This window comes from Paracoccus sp. (in: a-proteobacteria) (genome assembly GCF_032007265.1).
GTDB lineage: Bacteria > Pseudomonadota > Alphaproteobacteria > Rhodobacterales > Rhodobacteraceae > Paracoccus.
This window is the reverse complement of record NZ_DALZMB010000031.1, coordinates 19215-38589: the sequence shown is the minus strand read 5'-3', so window position 1 is coordinate 38589 and position 19375 is coordinate 19215. Positions and strand designations below refer to the sequence as shown.

Here is a 19375-nt window from a genome sequence, read left to right as displayed (position 1 = left end):
AGTCTTGGGCCGGGGGCGTCAAGCAGATTCGCCCATTTGACCGCTGCCCAATCCGGTTTCCAGCGCCAATAATCGGCGTTTTCGCCAAAGACCGCCGCCATATCCCGTCAAAGCGCCGTCGCGCCCCAGCAACCGATGGCAGGGAATCACCACGGCAAGCTGATTGCGCCCATTGGCTGCGCCCACCGCACGCACGGCTTTTGGCAAACCGATCTGTTGGGCAAACTCTTTGTAACTGTGGCGCGTGCCCCGGGGCAATTGCAAAAGCCCCTGCCAGACACGGCGCTGAAAGCTGGTTCCATGCATCACCAGCGGGACCGAGAATGCCTGATCGGAGCCAGCGAAATAAGTGCCGATCTGTTCGGTAATCTGGTCAAGAACCCAGCTGTTGCCCAAGACGATCCCGCCTTTCACGGCTAGACGCGCCAGCGTTGCGCCCAGTATCTTGCGATCGGTAAATTCCAGAAGATGCAGCCCCTCGGGATCTCCGACCGCCACCATCTCGCCCAAAGGGGTATCGATCAGACAGGCGGTAAATCGGCTTGGGGCTTGCGTCTGGGGGCAGCGTCCCACCTGCTGGTGTTGTGCCAGCCATGCAAACACGTCCAGCGGCTGGCTTGCCAGATGCGGGTCAGTGAGAGGGTGGTCAGCGGTCGAGCCTGACATGCTCACGGCTGTGACGGGCCGAGGCCAAGTTGATCCAGCATCTGCGTCGCCGCTTGATCGGGGGCAAGATCACCCCGCGCAACCGCATCGCCCAGATCATGCAGCTGGCGCTGAATATGGGGCTGCTCAAGCTGCGCCAGAATGCCTGCCCGCAGCTCTGCCATGAACCAATGGCGGGCCTGATCGGCGCGGCGGGTGGCAAAATGGCCCTGACTGCGCCGCCATTCCTCGAGATATTGCATATTTTGCCAGGCTGTCGCCAATCCCTCGCCGGTATAGGCCGACACCGGCAGGGCCTTGGGGAAGCCATCGGGGTCTTGTGGGCGCTTGCGCAGCAATCGCAAGGCACCTGCGTAATCGGCAACCGTACGCCGCGCAGTCGAAAGCAGCTCTCCATCGGCCTTGTTGATCAAGACCAGATCGGCCATTTCCATAATGCCGCGCTTGACCCCTTGCAGCTCATCCCCGCCCGCCGGGGCCAGCAGCAAGATGAAAAGATCGCTGATTTCCGAGACCAGAGTTTCCGATTGGCCAACGCCCACCGTCTCAATCAAGATGATGTCATAGCCTGCGGCCTCGCAAAGCCTGACTGCCTCGCGGGTGCGGCGGGCAACGCCCCCCAGCTCGCTGCGCGACGGAGAGGGGCGGATATAGGCATTGGGATCGCGCGACAGGGTCTCCATCCGGGTCTTGTCGCCCAAGATCGAGCCGCCCGAACGTGCCGATGAGGGATCGACCGCAAGCACCGCGACCCGCAGCCCTGCCCCGGTCAGCATTTTGCCAAAAGCCTCGATAAAGGTGGATTTACCGACGCCGGGCGTGCCTGAGAGGCCGATGCGTAATGCTTGCCGTGGTGGCAGCTCTGCCAAAAGCGCCAAAGCGCGGGCCCGGTGATCGGGGCGCGTGCTTTCGATCAGCGTAATCGCACGTGACAGCTGGCGACGATTGCCCTCTATAAGCCCCTGTGTCAGCTCATCCATGCAATCCCCCTGTTATCAAAGCGGCTTTGACAGCCGGTGAGACAGACGGGGGCCGACTGCCCCCGCACCCCCGTGGATATTTCGACATGGCAGACAAGTAAACGCAGCAGATCGGCAAAAGCCGCGAATGCATGCTGACGCAGGCGTGAGCCATTGCGCAAGCGGCAGCAGTTGTCGCGGCGGGGCATGGGCATTAGCTGTAAGCAAGCTAGAGGAGGTTGGGATGATCGATCGGCGCGGCATCATTCTTGCCAGTGTGGCTTTGGCCAGTGGGGCTTTGGCGGGCGTTGGGCGGTCACACCGGGCCGAGGCTGCGTCCGGGTCTGGTTCGTTTCAGCTGATCATGGCGGTGCAGCGCGGCTGCATTTATTGCGCGGCGTGGCGTCGTGAGGTCGGGCCGGGCTATGCGCAATCCGATCCTGGACGACGCGCCCCCTTGGTCGAGGTGGCGATCGACGGGCCCTGGCCAGATGGGCTGGTATTGGCGCGCCGACCGCATCTAACGCCGACCTTTGTTCTGGTTCGCGGCGGGATCGAGCTGGAGAGGATCGAGGGCTATCCCGGTGCGGATGCATTTTACCGCACACTATCGGACATGCTGAAATCCGCGGGCGCGGGTTTGCGATAATCAAACGCATGCCGCCCTGTTGTTGCGGCCTTGCCTTGCGGTCTTGACTTGTGGCTTTTTTCGCGCCCTCGGCGGGGCTTGGGGTGAGACGGCTTTTCCCCGTGGCTTGCTTGCGCTATGGCAATTGCTGTTCGGCAAGAGCCGGGCACAGACAGGACAGGCACGCAAAGGAAGCATCGTCATGCACGACATCCGCGCCATTCGCGACAACCCCGCAGCTTTTGACACCGCGCTTGCGCGCCGTGGGCTGGAGGCGCTTTCGTCGTCCATCTTGTCACTTGACAGTACGCGCCGTGCCAAAATTTCGGCAGCAGAAGCGGCGCAGGCCGAGCAAAACAAGGCCAGCAAAGAGGCTGGGGCCGCAAAAGGCCGGGGTGATGACGCCGAATTCGAGCGCCTTCGCGCCCTTGTCAGCGCCAAGAAAGACGAAACCGCAGCCTTGCAAGTCGAGGCAGCTCAGCTGGATGTCGAACTGCGCGATCTGCTGATCAGCCTACCCAACATGCCCTTGGACCGCGTTCCTGAGGGCAAGGATGAGGCCGATAACGTCGAGATCCGCCGCTGGGGCAACCCGCGCGCGCTGGATTTCAAGCCGCTTGAGCATTTCGAGATTGCCGGCGTCAAACCCGGGATGGATTTCGAGACCGCCGCGAAGCTTTCGGGGGCGCGCTTTGTCGTCATGAAAGGTGGCGTGGCCCGCATCCATCGCGCATTGGCCCAGTTTATGCTGGATCTGCACATCGAAGAGCATGGCCTGAACGAGACATGGGCCCCGGTTCTGGTCCTGTCCGAGATGATGCTTGGCACGGGCCAATTGCCCAAATTCGGCGAGGACAGCTATCAAACCCGCGAAGGTTGGTGGCTGATCCCGACCTCGGAAGTCACGCTGACCAATACCGTCAACGGCGACCTGGTCGAACATGCAAGCCTGCCGCGCCGTATGGTGGCCCATAGCCAATGTTTCCGCTCGGAAGCAGGCAGTGCAGGTCGCGACACAACCGGCATGCTGCGACAGCACCAGTTCGAGAAGGTCGAGATGGTCTCGATCACCGATGCACAAAGCGGCGAAGTGGAACATGCCCGCATGACCGGATGCGCCGAGGCGGTTCTGGAGAAGCTGGGCCTGCCCTATCGCACCATGCTGCTTTGCACCGGCGATATGGGATTTGGCGCACGCATCACCCATGACCTAGAGGTCTGGCTGCCCGGTCAGGACAAATACCGCGAGATCAGCTCGGTCAGCTATTGCGGCGATTTTCAGGCCCGGCGCATGAATGCGCGCTATCGCCCCAGTGAAGGCGGCAAGCCCGAATTCGTCCATACGCTGAACGGTTCGGGGCTGGCGGTCGGGCGCACGCTGATTGCGGTGCTGGAAAATGGTCAGCAGGCCGATGGCTCGGTCACTTTGCCAGAGGCGCTGCACCCCTATCTGGGTGGCAAAACCGTACTTGGCGCCGACGGCCAATTGCGTTGAGACAAGGCCGCGCGCTCACGGCTTCGTGGGCGCGCGGCAATGCTGGCACGGCGGGTGGAAACTTCCACCTAGTGGCTGCGTTTTCCTAATATGAAGCACGCAGCACGCATCCTGACTTCCCTTTTCGCCTGCTTGTTTATCCTAAGCAGCCTTTGCTATGCCCTGCTGTCGGATGATCCGCGATTTCTGACACAACAAGAAATGCAGATGCCGACACCGTCAGGCGAGACAGTGCCATTTAGCGACCTGTCCTTGCATCCAAGCAGCAGCTATTCAGCCTATGAGCCTGGTGGCTTTGATAGCGCGCCCATCACCAGGGTGCCCTTGTCAGAGCTGTTCCTGAACCCACCCGGCCCGCTTTTTTGGGCGTTGTTGATCACGGTCTGGCTTGCGGCAGCGGTTTATGTGCTGCAACTGGCAGGCGGATCTGACCATGCCGCGGGATCTTACGCCCGCCCCCTACCGGCATCCCCCGCGCCCCGCGACACCGCAAGCAAAAGCCTGACCCTGATGGCCGAGGCTCAGGATAATCTGCTGAATTGGGTCGATGCCAATCCCGAAACCAATCCCGGCGCCAGCACGCAATATCAGGCTGCGGTCATCGCCCCACGCCCAAAGATCGCCCCGCCGCCGCTGGAGGTTGCCGCCCTAATCGCAGGCTTGGCCTTGGCCACGGTGTGGCCTTGGATTTTTCCCTTGCGTCCGATGTTGGGCTTTGTGCTGGCCGCATTGATGCTGGCCATGATCCTAGCTGCGGCCATGATCCGGCCAAGCAGCCAAAAGACCCAGCCTGTCAGCATGACCTTGGGGATTCTCGCGGGCTGGGCCACTTTGGTGACCTGTGCGGTCTTTGCCACGCTGCTCGAGCGCAATCTGGGTACGTCGGCGACTTTGTCGGGGCTGGTTGCACTGCTGATTTGCGCCATTGCCGCAGCCAATATCCAGCTGCATCTGGGCTCGCCGTTCAGCTATAGCGTTACCGTGATGTGGGGGCTTTTGGGAATGGCGATGGCATCGATCAGCTCGGATGCAGCAGTTGCGACCGCAGCGGTTCTGGCCATCACCTATGTCGGCGTGGCTGTGATCAGGGTCACGACCTGATCACAGCCTGCACTGCCTGAGTACGAAAACCTTAGGCGTCGCCCTTGGGTTTTTGCCGGGTGCGGTGCTTGGACAGCGCGCCCGATTGATTGATCTTGCTTGCCTTATGCTTAAACGGGTTCTTCGTCCCCTGATCGCGGAAGGTAAAGCGGATCGGAGTGCCGGGCATATCAAAGTCCATCCGCAGCCCGTTCACCAGATAACGCGCATAGGAATCAGGCAGCTTGTCGGTATGCGTCGCCATGACGACAAAGGCTGGCGGGCGCGTCTTGACCTGCGTGATATAGCGCAGACGGATGCGGCGACCACCGGGGGCCGGTGGGGGGTGGGCCTCGGTCATGGCGGTCAGCCATTGGTTCAGGCGCCCGGTCGGCACGCGACGGTTCCAAACCTCATGCGCTTTCAGGATCGCGGCATGAAGCCGGTCCAGCCCTTTGCCGGTTTTGGCCGAAACCGTCACCATCGGCGCGCCTTTCAGCTGCGGCAACAAACGCTCGAAGGCCTCGCGCAGCTCGTTCAGCTTTTTGGGCTTATCTTCTTCAAGATCCCATTTATTGGCGGCAATAACCACGGCACGACCTTCGGTTTCCGCGAAATCGGCAATGCGCAGATCCTGTTGCTCGAACGGGATGTCGACATCCAGCAGCACGACCACAACCTCGGCAAAGCGCACAGCCCGCAGCCCGTCCGCCACGGAAAGCTTTTCCAGCTTTTCGGTGACGCGGGCGCGTTTGCGCATACCGGCGGTATCAAAGATCCGCATCGGCGTGCCCAGAAAATCGGTTGTGACCGAAATCGAATCGCGCGTGATGCCAGCTTCGGGGCCAGTCAGCAGGCGATCTTCGCCGATGATCTTGTTGATCAGCGTCGATTTACCGGCATTGGGTCGCCCGATCACCGCCAGCTGCAGCGGCTTTTGCGCCGAGGGCCGCCAGCTTTCATCGTCTTCCTCGTCGATGTCACCATCGATGACGACATCGGTTTCAGGAACCTGCTGGACGTTCATTTCGGTGAAATGATCGGCCAATGGCATCAGGACGCGGTAAAGGTCATCCATCCCCTCGCCATGTTCGGCCGAGATGCGCAACGGCTCGCCCAGACCAAGGGCATAAGCCTCAAGCACGCCTGCCTCACCGGCGCGGCCTTCGGCCTTGTTGGCGGCAAGGATGACGTGCTTGGCACGGCGGCGCAGGATCTCGGCGAAATATTCATCTGCCGCGGTGACGCCGACACGCGCATCGATGACGAAAAGGCAAACATCGGCCTCTTCGACAGCGCGTTCGGTCAGCCGCCGCATCCGGCCCTGAAGACTGTCATCCTCGACCATCTCAAGGCCGGCGCTATCCACGACGATGAAGCGCAGATCGCCAAGGCGGCCCTGCCCTTCGCGCAGGTCGCGGGTCACGCCGGGCTGGTCATCGACCAGCGCAAGACGCTTGCCAACAAGGCGGTTGAACAGGGTGGACTTGCCGACATTGGGCCGTCCGACGATGGCGAGTGTAAAGCTCATTAGCGATATGCAACCAATTGACCCGAGCGGGTCACGATATAAAGGGTCTGTCCAGCGACGACGGGCGCAGTGGCCGCCCCACCGGGGATATTGCCCTGCCCGATCAGCGATCCCGTTGCCGGGTCAAAGATGCGCAAGACACCGTCGCTGGATGCGACATAGAGTTTGTTTCCAGCCAATGTCGGTCCGAAATGCGCAAAGACCTGCGCCTGCTTCTTGACCTTGGCCGTCGTAAATTCGGGCAGGCTTACGTTCCAGACGGTGGCACCATTGCTGGCGTCCAACCGGACAAGCTGAGCCTGATCGTTGATGGCAAAGACCGAGTTCCCAGCAGGAACCGGGGGATTTGCCGCCCCGTTGCGGGCATTCCACGCTTCCACGCCGCTCGTCAAGTCGAAAGCCGCCATCCGGCCCGAGGACGTCCCGGCAAAGACACGGTTACCCGAGATTACGGGATCTCCGGTCATGTCACGCAAAAGCGCAATGGCGCGTCCCTTGCGCGAGCCCGCGACCTGCGCGCTCCACAGCTGTTCACCGCTCCGCGTATCTGCGGCTAGCAACTGGCCCGAGGCGAAGGGAAAGACCACCGTCGTTCCCGAAACGACCGGCGCGGACGAGCCCATGACCCCAGCAACCGCGGTCGTGCCGCCGACCTGCCACAAGGTCTTGCCATCGCTTGCACGCACAGCCCAACCCGTCGCATTGCGCGCATTCACAAACACCGTGCCATTGGCCACAGTTGGCGCACCGCTGATGACCGCGTCGACGCGCTGGCGCCAGATCACCCCGCCGCTGCGCGCGTCAAGCGCGACCAGCTCGCCATATCCGGTGGTGACAAAAAGCCGCCCCCCCTCATAGGCAAGCCCGCCCCCCGAGACGCTGTCGCCCACTTCGCCCACGGCAACCAGATTGGACGTCCAGGCAGGCTGGCCCGAGGTCGTGGTGGCAGTCACCCGCGCGCGGCTGTCCAGCGTAAAGACCAATCCGCCTGCAACGATAGGCTCGGCGGTGATGCGGTGACCGCGATCGGCGGCCTGGCCGATATTGGCGGTAAAGATCGGCTGATTGCCCGAGCCGATGGCAAGGTTGCCCGCGAAATGCTGGGCATTACCCGCGCGCTGGCTCCATTCCGAATTGGCGCGCACCCCCGGCAAAGAGACGGCTGATCCGGTGGGCGATGCCGCACCCTCAAGGGCTGGCCCATCAGGCGACAACACAGCGCGCGGATCCAGACGTTCGCCCGGCAAAATCAACTCGCGCTCGGCGCAGGCTGCCAAAGCAACAGTCCCTGCCAATAGGGCAATCAGGGCGATCCTCGTCATCACTGTCTCCTCATAAGGCACGTACGGCGCGCGGCCGTCAGTTGGCAGGCGGGGTCGGCATGGCGGCAGAGGCGGGAACCGTCTGGGCCGCACCGCCCTGAGGCTCGGCTTCGGCGCCAAGCGTAATCATCATTTCACCCAGGCGACGACGCAGCGGTTCAGACAGGCCGTCTTTCTTCTGGATCTGGCGGATCAGTGTCACCGCATCATCATTGCGGTTGGCCGCAATCAACGCCACGACCTTTTGTTCAAGCGCCAGCAGTTCGAACGGCGCGCCCGGTTTGGACAGATCGGCCAAAAGCGCATCCCGTTCCGCCGCGCCCATCGCCGGACCAGCCGCCGTCACAGCCTTGAGCAGCGCGAGATCGCGCAAGATCGGGTCAGCATTGCCCGCAGCCTCGGCGGCGGCGCGCAACTCGGCCACAGCTTTTGCAGCATCGCCCGCATCCGCAGCAGCCCCGCCGGCCAGCATTCCGGTAACCGCACGCCGCCCGCTTGATCCGCCCGCATCGACGGCGTCCAGCGCAGTGACGGGATCAGCCGCAGTTTCGGCGGCCAGAATGCTGTCACCCCAAGCCTGCGCCTCGGCGCGGTCCTGGCTGCGGGAATATTCATACCAGGCGGTCCCGCCGACCAAGCCGACGATCCCAAGCACGACAATCCAGCCATAGCGCTTTGTGGCGATGAACAAGCGATCCCGCCGCAGGTCCGCCGTCACTTCATCGATGAAACTGTCGTTCTGGTTGGCCATGCCCGTCCCTTCCTGCTTTAGCCGTTCTTCTATACGGGGTTGGGGTCTTTTGCCAATGGCGCAAGCAAATCAGGCGCGTCATTGTGCGTGAAAGGTGATGCGGCGGCGCGACGCCTGATGCATGGGTGGTGATCCGTTCTGCGACCGCAGCCCCAGACATGCAGCCGGGTTCGCCCAAAGGACCCGGACCTTGAGGTGCGGGCGGCTTGAGCCAAAGGCGCGACGCAGGAGCATCAGGCACCGGGATGGGCGCATCGCCATGATCCACGCCTTACCACCCCCGAGGCTCGGACAGTTCAATCAATGTGATCTCGGGCCAAAGCCCGGCGCGCGGATGTTGGGCTTGCCCTGACATTGCCCCCGACACGATCAGCGTACGCCCACTTTCATCATAGCGGCCCCACCCATAGACATCGCGCCCGCGGTCCATGCTCAAAGGCACCGGGCCACCAATGCCCAAGGCCCGCCCCCCATCCTGCCCCGACAGCACCACCGAGATCGGATGGCTTAAACCATCAAGCTGGGCAAAAACCTCGGGAAAGCGGCTGGCCAGCACGACCGGGGCATCAGATGTGACCTGCGCCAAAGGCGCCTCAAGGGCTGCGCGGTCCATCTGAGCAAATGCGGCATCGCGGGCGGCCTCAAGGCGGTCCACTTGGTCATCCGCATCACTGTCGCGATCAGCAGCTTGGTCGCGATCAACAGCGTCATTGCAGTCGACGGGATCGTCACAATCGGACCCTTTGTCGCGATCAGCAGTCCCATCCCAAGCGCCTTTTCCTTGGGGGCAAGACATTGAGACGTTCGGCTTTGCATCCTCTGACAAGCCAAGACCAAGCAGCCAAAAGCCCCGCTCTGCGCCACCAATTGGCACCGCACGACCGTCAAGCATCATAAATCCCGCCGCCGTCAAAAGCTCGCGCCCCAGCGGCGTGCTGTCCTCACAGCCGGGTGCATCGCTTGGCGAAGGGGCAACCAAAGCAAAGCGCCCTCGCGGCGCCGTAAGCCCAGAAAGTTCAGTGGCCAATGCCGCGCGCGCACGATCTGGATCCAACGCCTGCCTTGGCCGCGCGATCGTCATACGGGGATGGCCAAGGATGATAACCATATCTGGGGCCAATGTATTGATACGTGCGACAATTGCCCCCAATCGGCGCAGCCCCGAGGGGGTTGCGCTTAGATGCAGGCGCGACAGCACGACGATACGGATCGGATCACGACCAAGCCAATCTGCGGGCTGCACCCGCCATCTGACGACCCTCAGGCGATATTGTGCAAAGGACCAGCGAGAATGCATGGCCAACCCGGCGACAAGACCCGCGACCATCCCTGCTGCCAGACCCGCAATCAGGGCTCGGGGTGAAACCCTGCCCCCCTGCCTTGCCGCTTGTTTGTGCACCAACACCTTACCCTCAACCACCATCCTTGCGCTTGATGCCCCCTTGGCTGGCCCGCCAAAGGCCCGTGGGGATCACCTTGCGCCGTCTTGTGGTCGAACCAGCCGCTGGGGGATTTGGTTCCTTGTCCCCGACATCGCTGATCGGAAATACGCCTAAAAATCAAAAGGCCTGCCGGATTCGCATCCGACAGGCCCAAAGTTTTGCCGTAAGGCTGGAATTACATGCGCGAGGCGACGTTTTCCCAGTTCACGAGATTGTTCAGGAAGTTCTCCAGATACTTCGGACGCGCGTTGCGGAAGTCGATGTAATAGGAGTGCTCCCAGACGTCGCAGCCCAAAAGCGCGGTCTGGCCAAAGCACAGCGGGTTCACGCCGTTTTCGGTCTTGGTGATGGCAAGGCTGCCGTCCGCATTCTTGACCAGCCAAGCCCAACCCGAACCAAACTGGCCGACGCCGGCTTCCGAGAATTTCTTTTTGAAATCATCGACCGAGCCGAAGGATTCGGTCAGCGCCTTTTCCAAATTGCCCGGAATGGCGTGGTTGTTCGGACCCATCATTTCCCAGAACTGCGCGTGGTTCCAGTGCTGGCTGGCATTGTTGAAGATGCCATTCTGCGCCACTGCGGTTTTGTTATAGGTGCCTTTGACGATGTCTTCGAGGCTTTTGCCTTCCCATTCGGTGCCGGCGACCAGCTCGTTCAGCTTGTCCACATAGGCTTTGTGGTGCTTGTCGTGGTGGAATTCGAGGGTCTCTTTGGACATACCACCAGCAGCAAGCGCGTCGTGGGCATAAGGAAGATCGGGAAGCGTGAAGGCCATTTTCGATACCCTTTCAATGAATTGGCTGCGCTATCTCTGGCACAGGTCAGGCGCGGGTGAAAGACCCGCTGTCCCGGGGTTAACGTTTCGCGGATATTCAGGTTCCGCTGGTGCCCAGAATGGCACTGCGGTGGCGCCAACGAAAGCGTATCGGGCAATCCCACAACGCCGTGCAAGCCCTTCAGGGATTGCCGCAAATCCCGCGTCCGGTGATCACGTTATCATAGCCTTTGGGCGTCACTTCCATCTGGGCCGTCGCGTCGGATTTGCGCAGGATCAGCCGAAAGTCGATGCGCTCGCTCCATTGGCCCGAGGCGTTGCGCACCCCGGCCAGAGCCCAGCCATAGGTGCGTTCTCGCCGATTGTCCTGAACCACAACGGCTTTGATCGGCTTACCAACCAGCGATTGCAGAATCGGGTCAAAAACCTCGATGCGCCCGTTGTGCTGACGGGTCAGCATGACGATTTCAGGCACCCAACCGCTATAGCCCTTGTCCTCAAAGGCGCAAAGCATGGCAACCGGTGGTGGAACGGGGCTTGTGGGGGATTGCTGTGTTGTGGGTGCTGCAAGCCCCGCGGTCTGCGAATAGATCAACAGGGGAATGGCGCAGGCAAAGGCGGCGATCGGGTGGCTTTTCATGCTAACCTCTGACTGCTTTGGGGAAACGATCCCTCATGCATAGCCGCCAAGCCACGCAAGGCAAAGGCTTTGACGCCTTTGCCCGCAGGTTCAATCTGCAATTTGCGCCAAATCGGCCTTAACGCGGATCAAGCTGGCTGCCGGGGGTGGCCGCTGCCGTCAGGATGCCACGCATGTAATCCTTGACCGATCGAAAGCCGATGACGCGATAACCATTCGCGATTGGCCAGATGCCGCAGGCCGCCTGCGCAAGGCGCGTGCGCCGCAACCCGTCGCTTGGCAGTTTCCCGAAATCCGTCGGCGACAACTTGGCCAGCACCTGTGCCGCCCGCCCCCCGATCACATCAAAAACCGCCCGCATATCCGAGACATCGACGATCAGGGCATGGGCATCTGCCACAGCATCCTGAAGCGCCGCCAGCGTCGGACCAACCTCGGCGATTGGCACGACCAAAAGCAGCTCATCAGGCGACATCCAGCCAAGCACGCGCGTCCCCGTCATCGAAATGCGCGCCTGATCGGGCAAAGCGACGCCCGCTGCGGCAGCAATCGCCTGCCCCTGCGCGTCCAGGTCGGCCCGGATCTGGATCATGCCCAGATCCTGAACATCGGTAATGGTTGCAAGTGCCTCAGCCATTGGCCCGCGTCCCTTCTTTGTCAAAAAACACCGGATCGACGATGCGCGCCTTGACCGGCTCGCCGCCGGGGTTGGTGAATTCCAGCACATCACCCATGCGATCTGGCCCGTGATGCACCAGCCCCATCGCAATCGGCTTGCCCAGAGTTGGCGAAATATAGGTCGATGTCACCCGCCCCTGCGTCTTGCGCTGACCATTGGCGTTATGCCCTTCGGCCATGGCATAGGCCCCATCCGGGATCATGCGGCCATCAAGGCTTTCCAGCCCGACCAGTTTCCATCGATCAGCCGAGGCCATATGGCTGCGCTCTTGGGCGCGCTTGCCAATGTAATCGTCCTTTTTCTTGGAAATCGCCCAGCCAAGGCCCAGATCCTGGGGGATCACCGTGCCATCGGTTTCGTCGCCGATCATGATAAAGCCCTTTTCGGCGCGCATGATATGCATTGCCTCGGTGCCATAAGGCGTGACACCCAGATCACGGCCCAACTCATGCAGCTTTTCCCAAAGCTCCAGCCCGCGATTGGCGGGAACGGCCACCTCGAAGGACAGCTCGCCCGAAAAGCTGATGCGGAAGACGCGCGCAGGGATCCCCGCCAACTGTCCCTCGGCCCAGCCCATGAACGGCAGTTTTTCCGCCGACAGATCCATGCCGCCCAGCCGCTCTAGCAAGATGCGCGCCTTGGGACCAACAACCGCGATTTGCGCCCATTGCTCGGTGACATTGGCGGTATAGACCTGCCAATCCCACCATTCGCACTGTAGCCAATCCTCGAAATGGCCATGGATGCGGTCTGCCCCACCCGAGGTGGTGTGAACCAGCCAGCTATCTTCAGACAGGCGCGCAACCACGCCGTCATCGGTCAGAAAGCCGTTCTCGGTGCAGATCAGGCCATAACGGCATTTACCGATCGGCAGGCTCGACATCATGTTGGTGTACATCATGTCAAGGAACTTGCCCGCATCCGGGCCTTTGACGATGATTTTCCCCAAGGTCGAGGCATCCAATGTGCCGACCCCGCCGCGCACGGCAAGAACCTCGCGCGCGACTGACTCGGAATGGCTTTCCGAAGCGACCGGATAGCAATAAGGCCGCCGCCACAGGCCCACAGGCTCCCAATGGACGCCGTGGCTTTCGTGCCAGCCGTGGATGGCCGTCTTGCGCAGCGGGATAAAGATCTCGTCGCGGGCCTCGGCGGCGATCGTGCCAAGGGTCAGCGGCGTATAGGTGGGGCGGAATGTCGTGGTCCCGGTTGCCGGTATGGGCTGGGACAATGCATCAGACAAAATAGCCAAGCCGTTGATATTCGACAGCTTCCCCTGATCCGTCGCCATGCCAAGCGTGGTGTAGCGCTTGGTATGCTCGACACTTTCGTAGCCTTCTTGCGCCGCAAGCTGAACATCCGAGACTTTGACGTCGTTCTGAAAATCCAACCACATCTTAAAGCGCATCTGGCGCGTAGCATGTTCGGGCATGATCCAGACGGCCATGATCGGCGATTCGTCGACGGCATCGGTCAAGCCTGCAACCCGCAGGTCGCCCGCCGCCGCACCTACCGCGCTGGCCATGGCCTTGCCATCCGCGCCGGTGGGCGGTCGGTTGGGATCGGGGGCAAACATCAACTGGGTTGCATCCCAGTTCAGCTTGCCGCCGCAGTGCGACCACAGATGCACGACCGGCGACCAGCCGCCCGACATGGCAACGCAATCGGCCTCGACTGTCTCAAGGACCTGACCCGAACCCATCTGATCGCAGATCTTGACGCCCTCGACCGCTTTCGAGCCCTTGATCCCGGCAATGGCCGAGCCGTTGAGGATACGAATGCCGCGCTGGCGCGCCATCTCGATCAAAGGCCCGTTTGCGTTTTTGCGTGCATCCAGAATGACCGGAACTTCAAGCCCTGCATCCAGCGCCGTCAGCGCAGTGCGATAGGCATCGTCGTTATTGGTCACGACCACGATGCGACGCCCCGGCGCGACCCCGTATAGATCGATGAAATCGCGAACCGCGCCTGCCAAGATGACGCCGGGCACATCATTGCCCGCAAATGCCAGCGGGCGTTCCAGCGCGCCCGTCGCGGTGATGACATGGCCTGCACGAATGCGCCACAGGCGCTGGCGAGCAATGCCTTGATTGGGGTCGTGATCGGCCAAGGCCTCGCGTGCCAGCAGATAGCCGTGATCATAAAGCCCTGTCGCCATGGTATTGCGCCGCATGGTGACATTGGGCATGGCTGCAAGGGCATCCACCAGCGCCTTAATCTGGGCCGCGCCTTGCGGATGATCGGTGGGCGTGCGCCCGCCCCAATGGCCGCTTTGCTCTAACACCACGACCGTTTTGCCATCCAGCCCGTGACGGCGTGCGGCCTCTAGCCCGGCGATGCCGCCACCCACCACGACGATATCGGCAAAGGCATAGGCCTGCTCATAGCTGTCGGGGTCTTTCTGAGTCGGCGCTTTGCCCAATCCTGCCGAGCGGCGGATGATCGGCTCGAACAGATGTTTCCAGGCCGGACGCGGGTGAATGAAGGTCTTGTAGTAAAAGCCCGCCGGCAAGAAACGGTAAAGCTTGTTGTTGATCGCGCCGATGTCGAAATTCAGGCTGGGCCATGCATTCTGACTGGTGGTCAGCATGCCGGCGACCAAAGGCGTGGTGGTGGCGCGCTGGTTCGGCTCGAACCGGCCGCCCTGCCCCAGCCCTAACAGCGCGTTGGGCTCTTCGGCGCCGCTGGACACCGGGCCACGCGGGCGGTGGTATTTGAAGCTACGCCCCATCATCAGCTGCCCGCTGGCCAGCAAAGCCGAGGCCAGGGTATCCCCCTCGAGCCCGCGCAGCTGGCGTCCATCGAAGCGGAAGGGCAATTGATAGGCGCGGTCGATCAGGCGACCGCCCGATGACAGGCGGAAAGGTCCGTGGTCACTCATGCGGGATGGCTTTCAGCTGAGGTTGCGGGCGCGGCCTCCCCATCGGGGTGCCAATCGGGACGCGCGGCGCGGATCGCTGCGACAATCTCGGGGGTGGGGGATGGGTTCTGGGCGCGGTAGCTGCCAAAAACCTGCAATGTGGCGGTATCGCGCGCCGTCAAAAACCACTTGCCGCAGCCATAGGCATGGCGCCAGCGCTCAAAGTGAACGCCTTTGGGGTTTTTGCGCGCGAAAAGATAGGCCTCGAATTCCTGATCGCTGGAACCGGGACCAAAGCGCTTGAGATGGGCCTCGCCGCCCGGCTGAAACTCGGTTTCTTCGGCGGCCACACCGCAATAGGGACAGGTCAAAGTCAGCATGGCGTCACTCCTTCGGCGGCGGGCTGGATATAGGCAGGCTGGACATAGGTAGGCTGGGCAACAGGATGCGGCCCGGCAAAATATCGGGGCACCATATCGCGCCATAAACGGGGAAAGGCTTCGTCGTCAGCGGCACGAACACCCTGACCAAAGGCCGCGCAACCAACCCTGGGCCGGCCAAAGCCAAGCTGGCCAAGCCGGGAATGTGCAGCGCTTGCATCAGCGAAATCGCGCCGAATAATCCGGGCCGAAATCACCGAAACCTGAGATGTTTGAAGGCAAAAGACCGATGGCCGGGGACCGTGCAAAGCGGTCAACCCAAAAGCCGTCATCGGCCAAGCACGCCCTTGCCCATGCCGAAAGCTGTTCGGCGTCAAAGGCGGCAGTTGCGCCGGGGGCAGAGATTGCCCCCGGATTTTGTCGCCCCGCTTACAAAAGCGCGGGGCGCAAAGATCAGTTGCTTGCCGGAGCGGTCGTGCCAGCAGCCGGAGCGGGCTCGGTCGTTGCAGGCTCAGTGGTTGCAGGCTCGGTCGCGGCAGGCTCGGTTGCAGCAGGCTCGGTTGCAGCAGGCTCGGTCGTTGCGGGCTCGGTTGCGGTCGTGCCGGAAGGTGCCGGAGTTTCCGAAGACGCCTCTGGTGCAGCAGGTGTGGTTGCCGCGGGAGTTTCGACGACGGTTTCAGTCGCGGCATTTTTGCTGCTGTACCAGTACCAGCCCAAAGCAAGGACGACGACGACAACGATGCCGATGATAAGTCCGTTGCTCGATTTGTTCTGCGGATCGGCCATGTAATGCTCTCCATAAGGAAGGGATGTCGGCAAAAGAATGTCAGAGGGGCGTAAATTGTTCCACAGCCAATAAAATCTTGCCAACGGCAGGCTAATTCCTGCCGATTTTCATCTGAGCCAGAAGCGTGGTTTTGCGCGCTGCGACAAAGCGCCGCAGGCAAGAGCCCAAGCCATGGCAAAGTGGCAATATTTTGACGGCTGGCCATCAATGCGCCACCCCGGCGGCAACGCTTTCGTCAATGAAGCGACCTTCGACGAAACGCTCTAGCCCGAATTCCGCGGCCAAAGGTCCGGGTTGGCCCTTGGCCACCAGCTCGGCCATGGCCCAGCCCGAGCCGGGGATCGCCTTGAACCCGCCCGTGCCCCAGCCACAGTTGACGAAGATATTTCCAACCGGGGTTTTCGACAAAATCGGAGAGCGGTCGCCCGTCATATCGACGATCCCGCCCCATTGACGCAGCATCTTCAGGCGCGACAGCATCGGGAAGGTTTCGACCAAGGCACGCACGGTTTCCTCGACATGGTGCCACGAGCCGCGTTGGGTATAGTTGTTGAACCCATCCGTGCCGCCGCCGATGACCATCTCGCCCTTGTCGGATTGCGACAGATAGCCGTGAACCGTATTGGCCATGATCACCACATCGCAGCAGGGCTTGATCGGCTCGCTGACCAGCGCCTGCAATGCGATTGATTCGATGGGCAAACGAAAGCCCGCCATCTCGGCCAGATGCGAGGAATGGCCCGCGACCACCAGCGCCAGCTTGTCGCATTCAATCCGGCCCTTGCCGGTGTTGACGGCCTTGACCTGCCCCGCCTCGGTCTCGATGCCGGTAACTTCGCAGTTCTGGATGATATCCATCCCCATATCGGAACACGCCCGTGCATAGCCCCAGGCAACCGCGTCATGGCGCGCCGTGCCGCCGCGCTCTTGGTAAAGCGCCCCCAGCACCGGATAGCGTGGCCCGTCGATATTGATGATCGGCACCAGTTCCTTCACGCGTTTGGCGTCGATATACTGGGTCGCAACCCCTTGCAGCATATTGGCGTGCGCCGTGCGCTTATAGCCGCGGATCTCGTGTTCGGTCTGCGCCAGCATCAACAGGCCACGTGGGCTGAACATGACGTTGTAGTTCAGATCCTGCGACAGGTTTTCATAAAGTTTCAAAGCCTTGTCATAGATCGCGGCGGATGGATCTTGCAGATAGTTCGAGCGGATAATGGTGGTGTTCCGCCCGGTGTTACCGCCGCCCAGCCAGCCTTTTTCGATGATGGCCACATCGGTGATGCCGAAGTTCTTGCCCAGATAATAGGCCGTGGCCAAACCATGGCCCCCGGCACCAACCACAACGACCTGATAGCGTTTCTTGGGCTGTGGACTGGCCCAAGCGCGGCGCCAGCCGCTGTGCAGGCGCATGGCCTCGCGTGCGATGGCAAAGACGGAATAGCGGCCCGATTTGGATTGGGCATTCTGCTGATCGGACATTCTTCGGACCCCTGGCGACTCGTGTGGTTTAACCCTGTCGCGAGATGCGATTTCGGGCAAGTCAGCTTGCGACGCGAGGATAGTGATTTTGCGTCAACGCCCGGCGCAGATCTCCTGCCGCTGCGTTCGGAGGAAATGCCGCAGCGCACGCGCCTTTTGCAAAGCGGCCAAAAGGTCTATCTAGTGCCGCAGCACTAGGAGAATATAATGTTCTGGATCATCTGCGCGGCACTGGCGGTTACCGTAGGCCTTGCGATACTTGCCCCGTTCCTGCGCGACACCACCGCCGCAGCCGAACCGGCAGCGGCCTATGACCTGCGGGTCTATCGCGACCAGCTACGCGAAGTCGAGCGCGACCTTGACCGCGGCGTCATCAGCCCCCAAGACGCCGAGCGTCTGCGCATCGAGATTGGCCGCAAGGTGATCGAGGCCGACGCGAAACTGCAAGCAGGCAGCCAGTCCACCGCAGGACCGGCGCGGATCTGGGCACTTGCAGCGCTGGCGCTGACCCTGATTGGGGCCTTTACGCTGTACCATCGCATCGGTGCGCCGACGCTGCCAGATGCGCCGATTGCCGCGCGCATCGCCGCCGCTGAGACGCGCTATGCCAATCGCCCCAGTCAGGCCGAGGCCGAGGCTGCGGCCCCCAAGCCCAGCCAACCTGCGACCCCGGACCCGGCCTATCGCGAGCTGATCGATAAGCTGCGCGCCGCCATGACCGAGCGTCCTGACGATCAGCAAGGCTTGCAGCTTTTGGCCGAGCATGAATCGCGCCTTGGCAACTTCGTCGCCGCCAAAGAGGCTCAGGCCCATCTGGTCTCGCTGAAAGGTGACACCGCCACCGCCGAAGATCACGCCCGTCTGGCCGCCCTGATGGTCGAGGCTGCGGGCGGCCTGATCACCCGCGAGGCCGAGGTCGAGCTGGCAGCTGCGCTGAAGCTGGACCCGGCCGATGCGCAGGCGCGCTATATGGCGGGGCTTTTGCAGATCCAGAATGGTCGCCCCGACCGCGCCTTTCCGATCTGGGCCAATCTTTTGTCCCAAGGGCCTGCCGACGCGCCTTGGAATGCGCCGATCCGCGCCCTGATCCTTGATCTGGCATGGTTCGCCGACGAGCCCAATTACACCCCACCCGAGGCAAGCACCCTGCCCGGCCCCGATGCGGATGCGGTCGCCGCCGCAGGCGATCTGACCCCGCAACAACGCCAGGATATGATTGGCGCCATGGTCGAGGGTCTTGAGCAGCGCCTTGCCACACAAGGCGGCACGCCCGATGAATGGGCGCGGCTGCTCTCGTCGCTGACCGTGCTTGGCCGCGTCGATCACGCCCGCAACATCTGGCACGAGGCGCAGACACGATTTGCCACGGTCCCCGAGGCCCTGACTGCCGTGAACGATGCCGCGCAAAAAGCAGGATTGGCCGAATGATCACCGAAGCCGCCGAAGACTTCGCCGCCGCCCTGCCGCCATTTGGCGCCATCGCCGGTCTTGATCTGGGCACCAAGACGATCGGCGTGGCGGTCAGCGACAGCCTGCGGCAGGTCGGCTCGCCCATCACGACGATCCGCCGCGAGAAATTCACGCTCGATGCCAAGGCCTTGCTGAAAATCGTGCAAGAGCGCGCGCTGGTCGGCCTGGTTCTGGGCCTGCCTCGCAATATGGATGGCTCCGAGGGGCCGCGCGCCCAATCGACCCGCGCCTTTGCCCGCAATCTGGAAAAGCTGACCGATCTGCCCATCGGCTTTTGGGACGAGCGTCTGTCCACGGTTGCCGCCGAGCGCGCGCTGCTTGAGGCGGATACCTCGCGCAAGCGCCGCGCCGAGGTGATTGATCAGGTCGCCGCGGGCTATATCCTGCAAGGGATGCTTGATCGGCTGCAATTCCTGAAATAGCCCAAA

Annotated in this window: 18 protein-coding genes; 5 read left to right on the top strand and 13 right to left on the bottom strand. The window is 61.9% G+C overall.

The window, feature by feature from the left end:
* Nucleotides 1–18: 18 nt before the first annotated feature.
* On the bottom strand, nt 19–666 hold the full coding sequence (locus RTS12_RS08865) for a methylated-DNA--[protein]-cysteine S-methyltransferase (RefSeq protein WP_312527604.1): 648 nt from the start codon (nt 664–666) through the stop codon (nt 19–21).
* 2 nt (nt 667–668) lie between these two features.
* A complete protein-coding gene (meaB, locus tag RTS12_RS08860) occupies nt 669–1646 on the bottom strand; it encodes a methylmalonyl Co-A mutase-associated GTPase MeaB (protein WP_312527602.1) in 978 nt (325 codons plus the stop codon).
* A 223-nt stretch (nt 1647–1869) separates the two neighbouring features.
* Between meaB and RTS12_RS08855 the strand changes: the two genes are divergently transcribed.
* The 3 genes from RTS12_RS08855 to RTS12_RS08845 all read left to right on the top strand — a co-directional run bounded on the left by RTS12_RS08855 (nt 1870) and on the right by RTS12_RS08845 (nt 4849).
* Nucleotides 1870–2274: a SoxS protein gene (locus RTS12_RS08855; protein ID WP_312527601.1), complete on the top strand. Its 405-nt coding sequence runs from the start codon at nt 1870–1872 to the stop codon at nt 2272–2274.
* A gap of 181 nt (nt 2275–2455) precedes the next feature.
* The gene (serS, locus tag RTS12_RS08850) at nt 2456–3748 is read left to right on the top strand and encodes a serine--tRNA ligase (protein WP_312527599.1); all 1293 of its coding nucleotides are present in this window, start codon (nt 2456–2458) and stop codon (nt 3746–3748) included.
* Between the two features lie 207 nt (nt 3749–3955).
* Entirely contained in the window at nt 3956–4849 is an 894-nt protein-coding gene (locus RTS12_RS08845) for a hypothetical protein (protein WP_312527597.1), read from the top strand.
* Nucleotides 4850–4880: 31 nt separating this feature from the next.
* Here the strand turns inward: RTS12_RS08845 and der are convergent, their stop codons facing one another.
* The 11 genes from der to RTS12_RS08790 all read right to left on the bottom strand — a co-directional run bounded on the left by der (nt 4881) and on the right by RTS12_RS08790 (nt 17477).
* Nucleotides 4881–6359 (bottom strand): ribosome biogenesis GTPase Der, encoded by a 1479-nt coding sequence (gene der, locus RTS12_RS08840; RefSeq protein WP_312527595.1) that lies wholly within the window; start codon nt 6357–6359, stop codon nt 4881–4883.
* Complete coding sequence (locus tag RTS12_RS08835) at nt 6359–7681, bottom strand: PQQ-binding-like beta-propeller repeat protein (protein WP_312527593.1); 1323 nt, start codon at nt 7679–7681, stop codon at nt 6359–6361. Before RTS12_RS08835 ends, der begins: the two co-directional genes overlap by 1 nt.
* A gap of 37 nt (nt 7682–7718) precedes the next feature.
* Nucleotides 7719–8432 carry a hypothetical protein gene (locus RTS12_RS08830; RefSeq protein ID WP_312527591.1) on the bottom strand — a complete coding sequence of 238 codons (714 nt, stop codon included), beginning with the start codon at nt 8430–8432 and terminating at the stop codon, nt 7719–7721.
* 271 nt (nt 8433–8703) lie between these two features.
* Nucleotides 8704–9834 (bottom strand): hypothetical protein, encoded by a 1131-nt coding sequence (locus tag RTS12_RS08825; protein WP_312527589.1) that lies wholly within the window; start codon nt 9832–9834, stop codon nt 8704–8706.
* Between the two features lie 215 nt (nt 9835–10049).
* Nucleotides 10050–10649, bottom strand: coding sequence for a superoxide dismutase (locus RTS12_RS08820; protein WP_312527587.1), 600 nt, complete (start codon nt 10647–10649; stop codon nt 10050–10052).
* Between the two features lie 181 nt (nt 10650–10830).
* Nucleotides 10831–11289, bottom strand: coding sequence for a hypothetical protein (locus RTS12_RS08815; protein WP_312527586.1), 459 nt, complete (start codon nt 11287–11289; stop codon nt 10831–10833).
* Nucleotides 11290–11407: 118 nt separating this feature from the next.
* The gene (locus RTS12_RS08810; RefSeq protein WP_312527585.1) at nt 11408–11926 is read right to left on the bottom strand and encodes a sarcosine oxidase subunit gamma family protein; all 519 of its coding nucleotides are present in this window, start codon (nt 11924–11926) and stop codon (nt 11408–11410) included.
* Nucleotides 11919–14849, bottom strand: coding sequence for a sarcosine oxidase subunit alpha family protein (locus tag RTS12_RS08805; RefSeq protein WP_312527583.1), 2931 nt, complete (start codon nt 14847–14849; stop codon nt 11919–11921). The genes RTS12_RS08810 and RTS12_RS08805 overlap by 8 nt, the downstream gene beginning before the upstream one ends.
* Nucleotides 14846–15208 (bottom strand): sarcosine oxidase subunit delta, encoded by a 363-nt coding sequence (locus RTS12_RS08800; RefSeq protein ID WP_312527581.1) that lies wholly within the window; start codon nt 15206–15208, stop codon nt 14846–14848. The genes RTS12_RS08805 and RTS12_RS08800 overlap by 4 nt, the downstream gene beginning before the upstream one ends.
* 453 nt (nt 15209–15661) lie before the next feature.
* A complete protein-coding gene (locus tag RTS12_RS08795; RefSeq protein WP_312527579.1) occupies nt 15662–16078 on the bottom strand; it encodes a hypothetical protein in 417 nt (138 codons plus the stop codon).
* Between the two features lie 121 nt (nt 16079–16199).
* Nucleotides 16200–17477 carry a sarcosine oxidase subunit beta family protein gene (locus RTS12_RS08790; protein ID WP_312527578.1) on the bottom strand — a complete coding sequence of 426 codons (1278 nt, stop codon included), beginning with the start codon at nt 17475–17477 and terminating at the stop codon, nt 16200–16202.
* Between the two features lie 207 nt (nt 17478–17684).
* Between RTS12_RS08790 and ccmI the strand changes: the two genes are divergently transcribed.
* Nucleotides 17685–18905 (top strand): c-type cytochrome biogenesis protein CcmI, encoded by a 1221-nt coding sequence (gene ccmI, locus RTS12_RS08785; protein ID WP_312527576.1) that lies wholly within the window; start codon nt 17685–17687, stop codon nt 18903–18905.
* On the top strand, nt 18902–19369 hold the full coding sequence (gene ruvX / locus RTS12_RS08780; protein ID WP_312527575.1) for a Holliday junction resolvase RuvX: 468 nt from the start codon (nt 18902–18904) through the stop codon (nt 19367–19369). Before ccmI ends, ruvX begins: the two co-directional genes overlap by 4 nt.
* Nucleotides 19370–19375 lie beyond the last annotated feature (6 nt).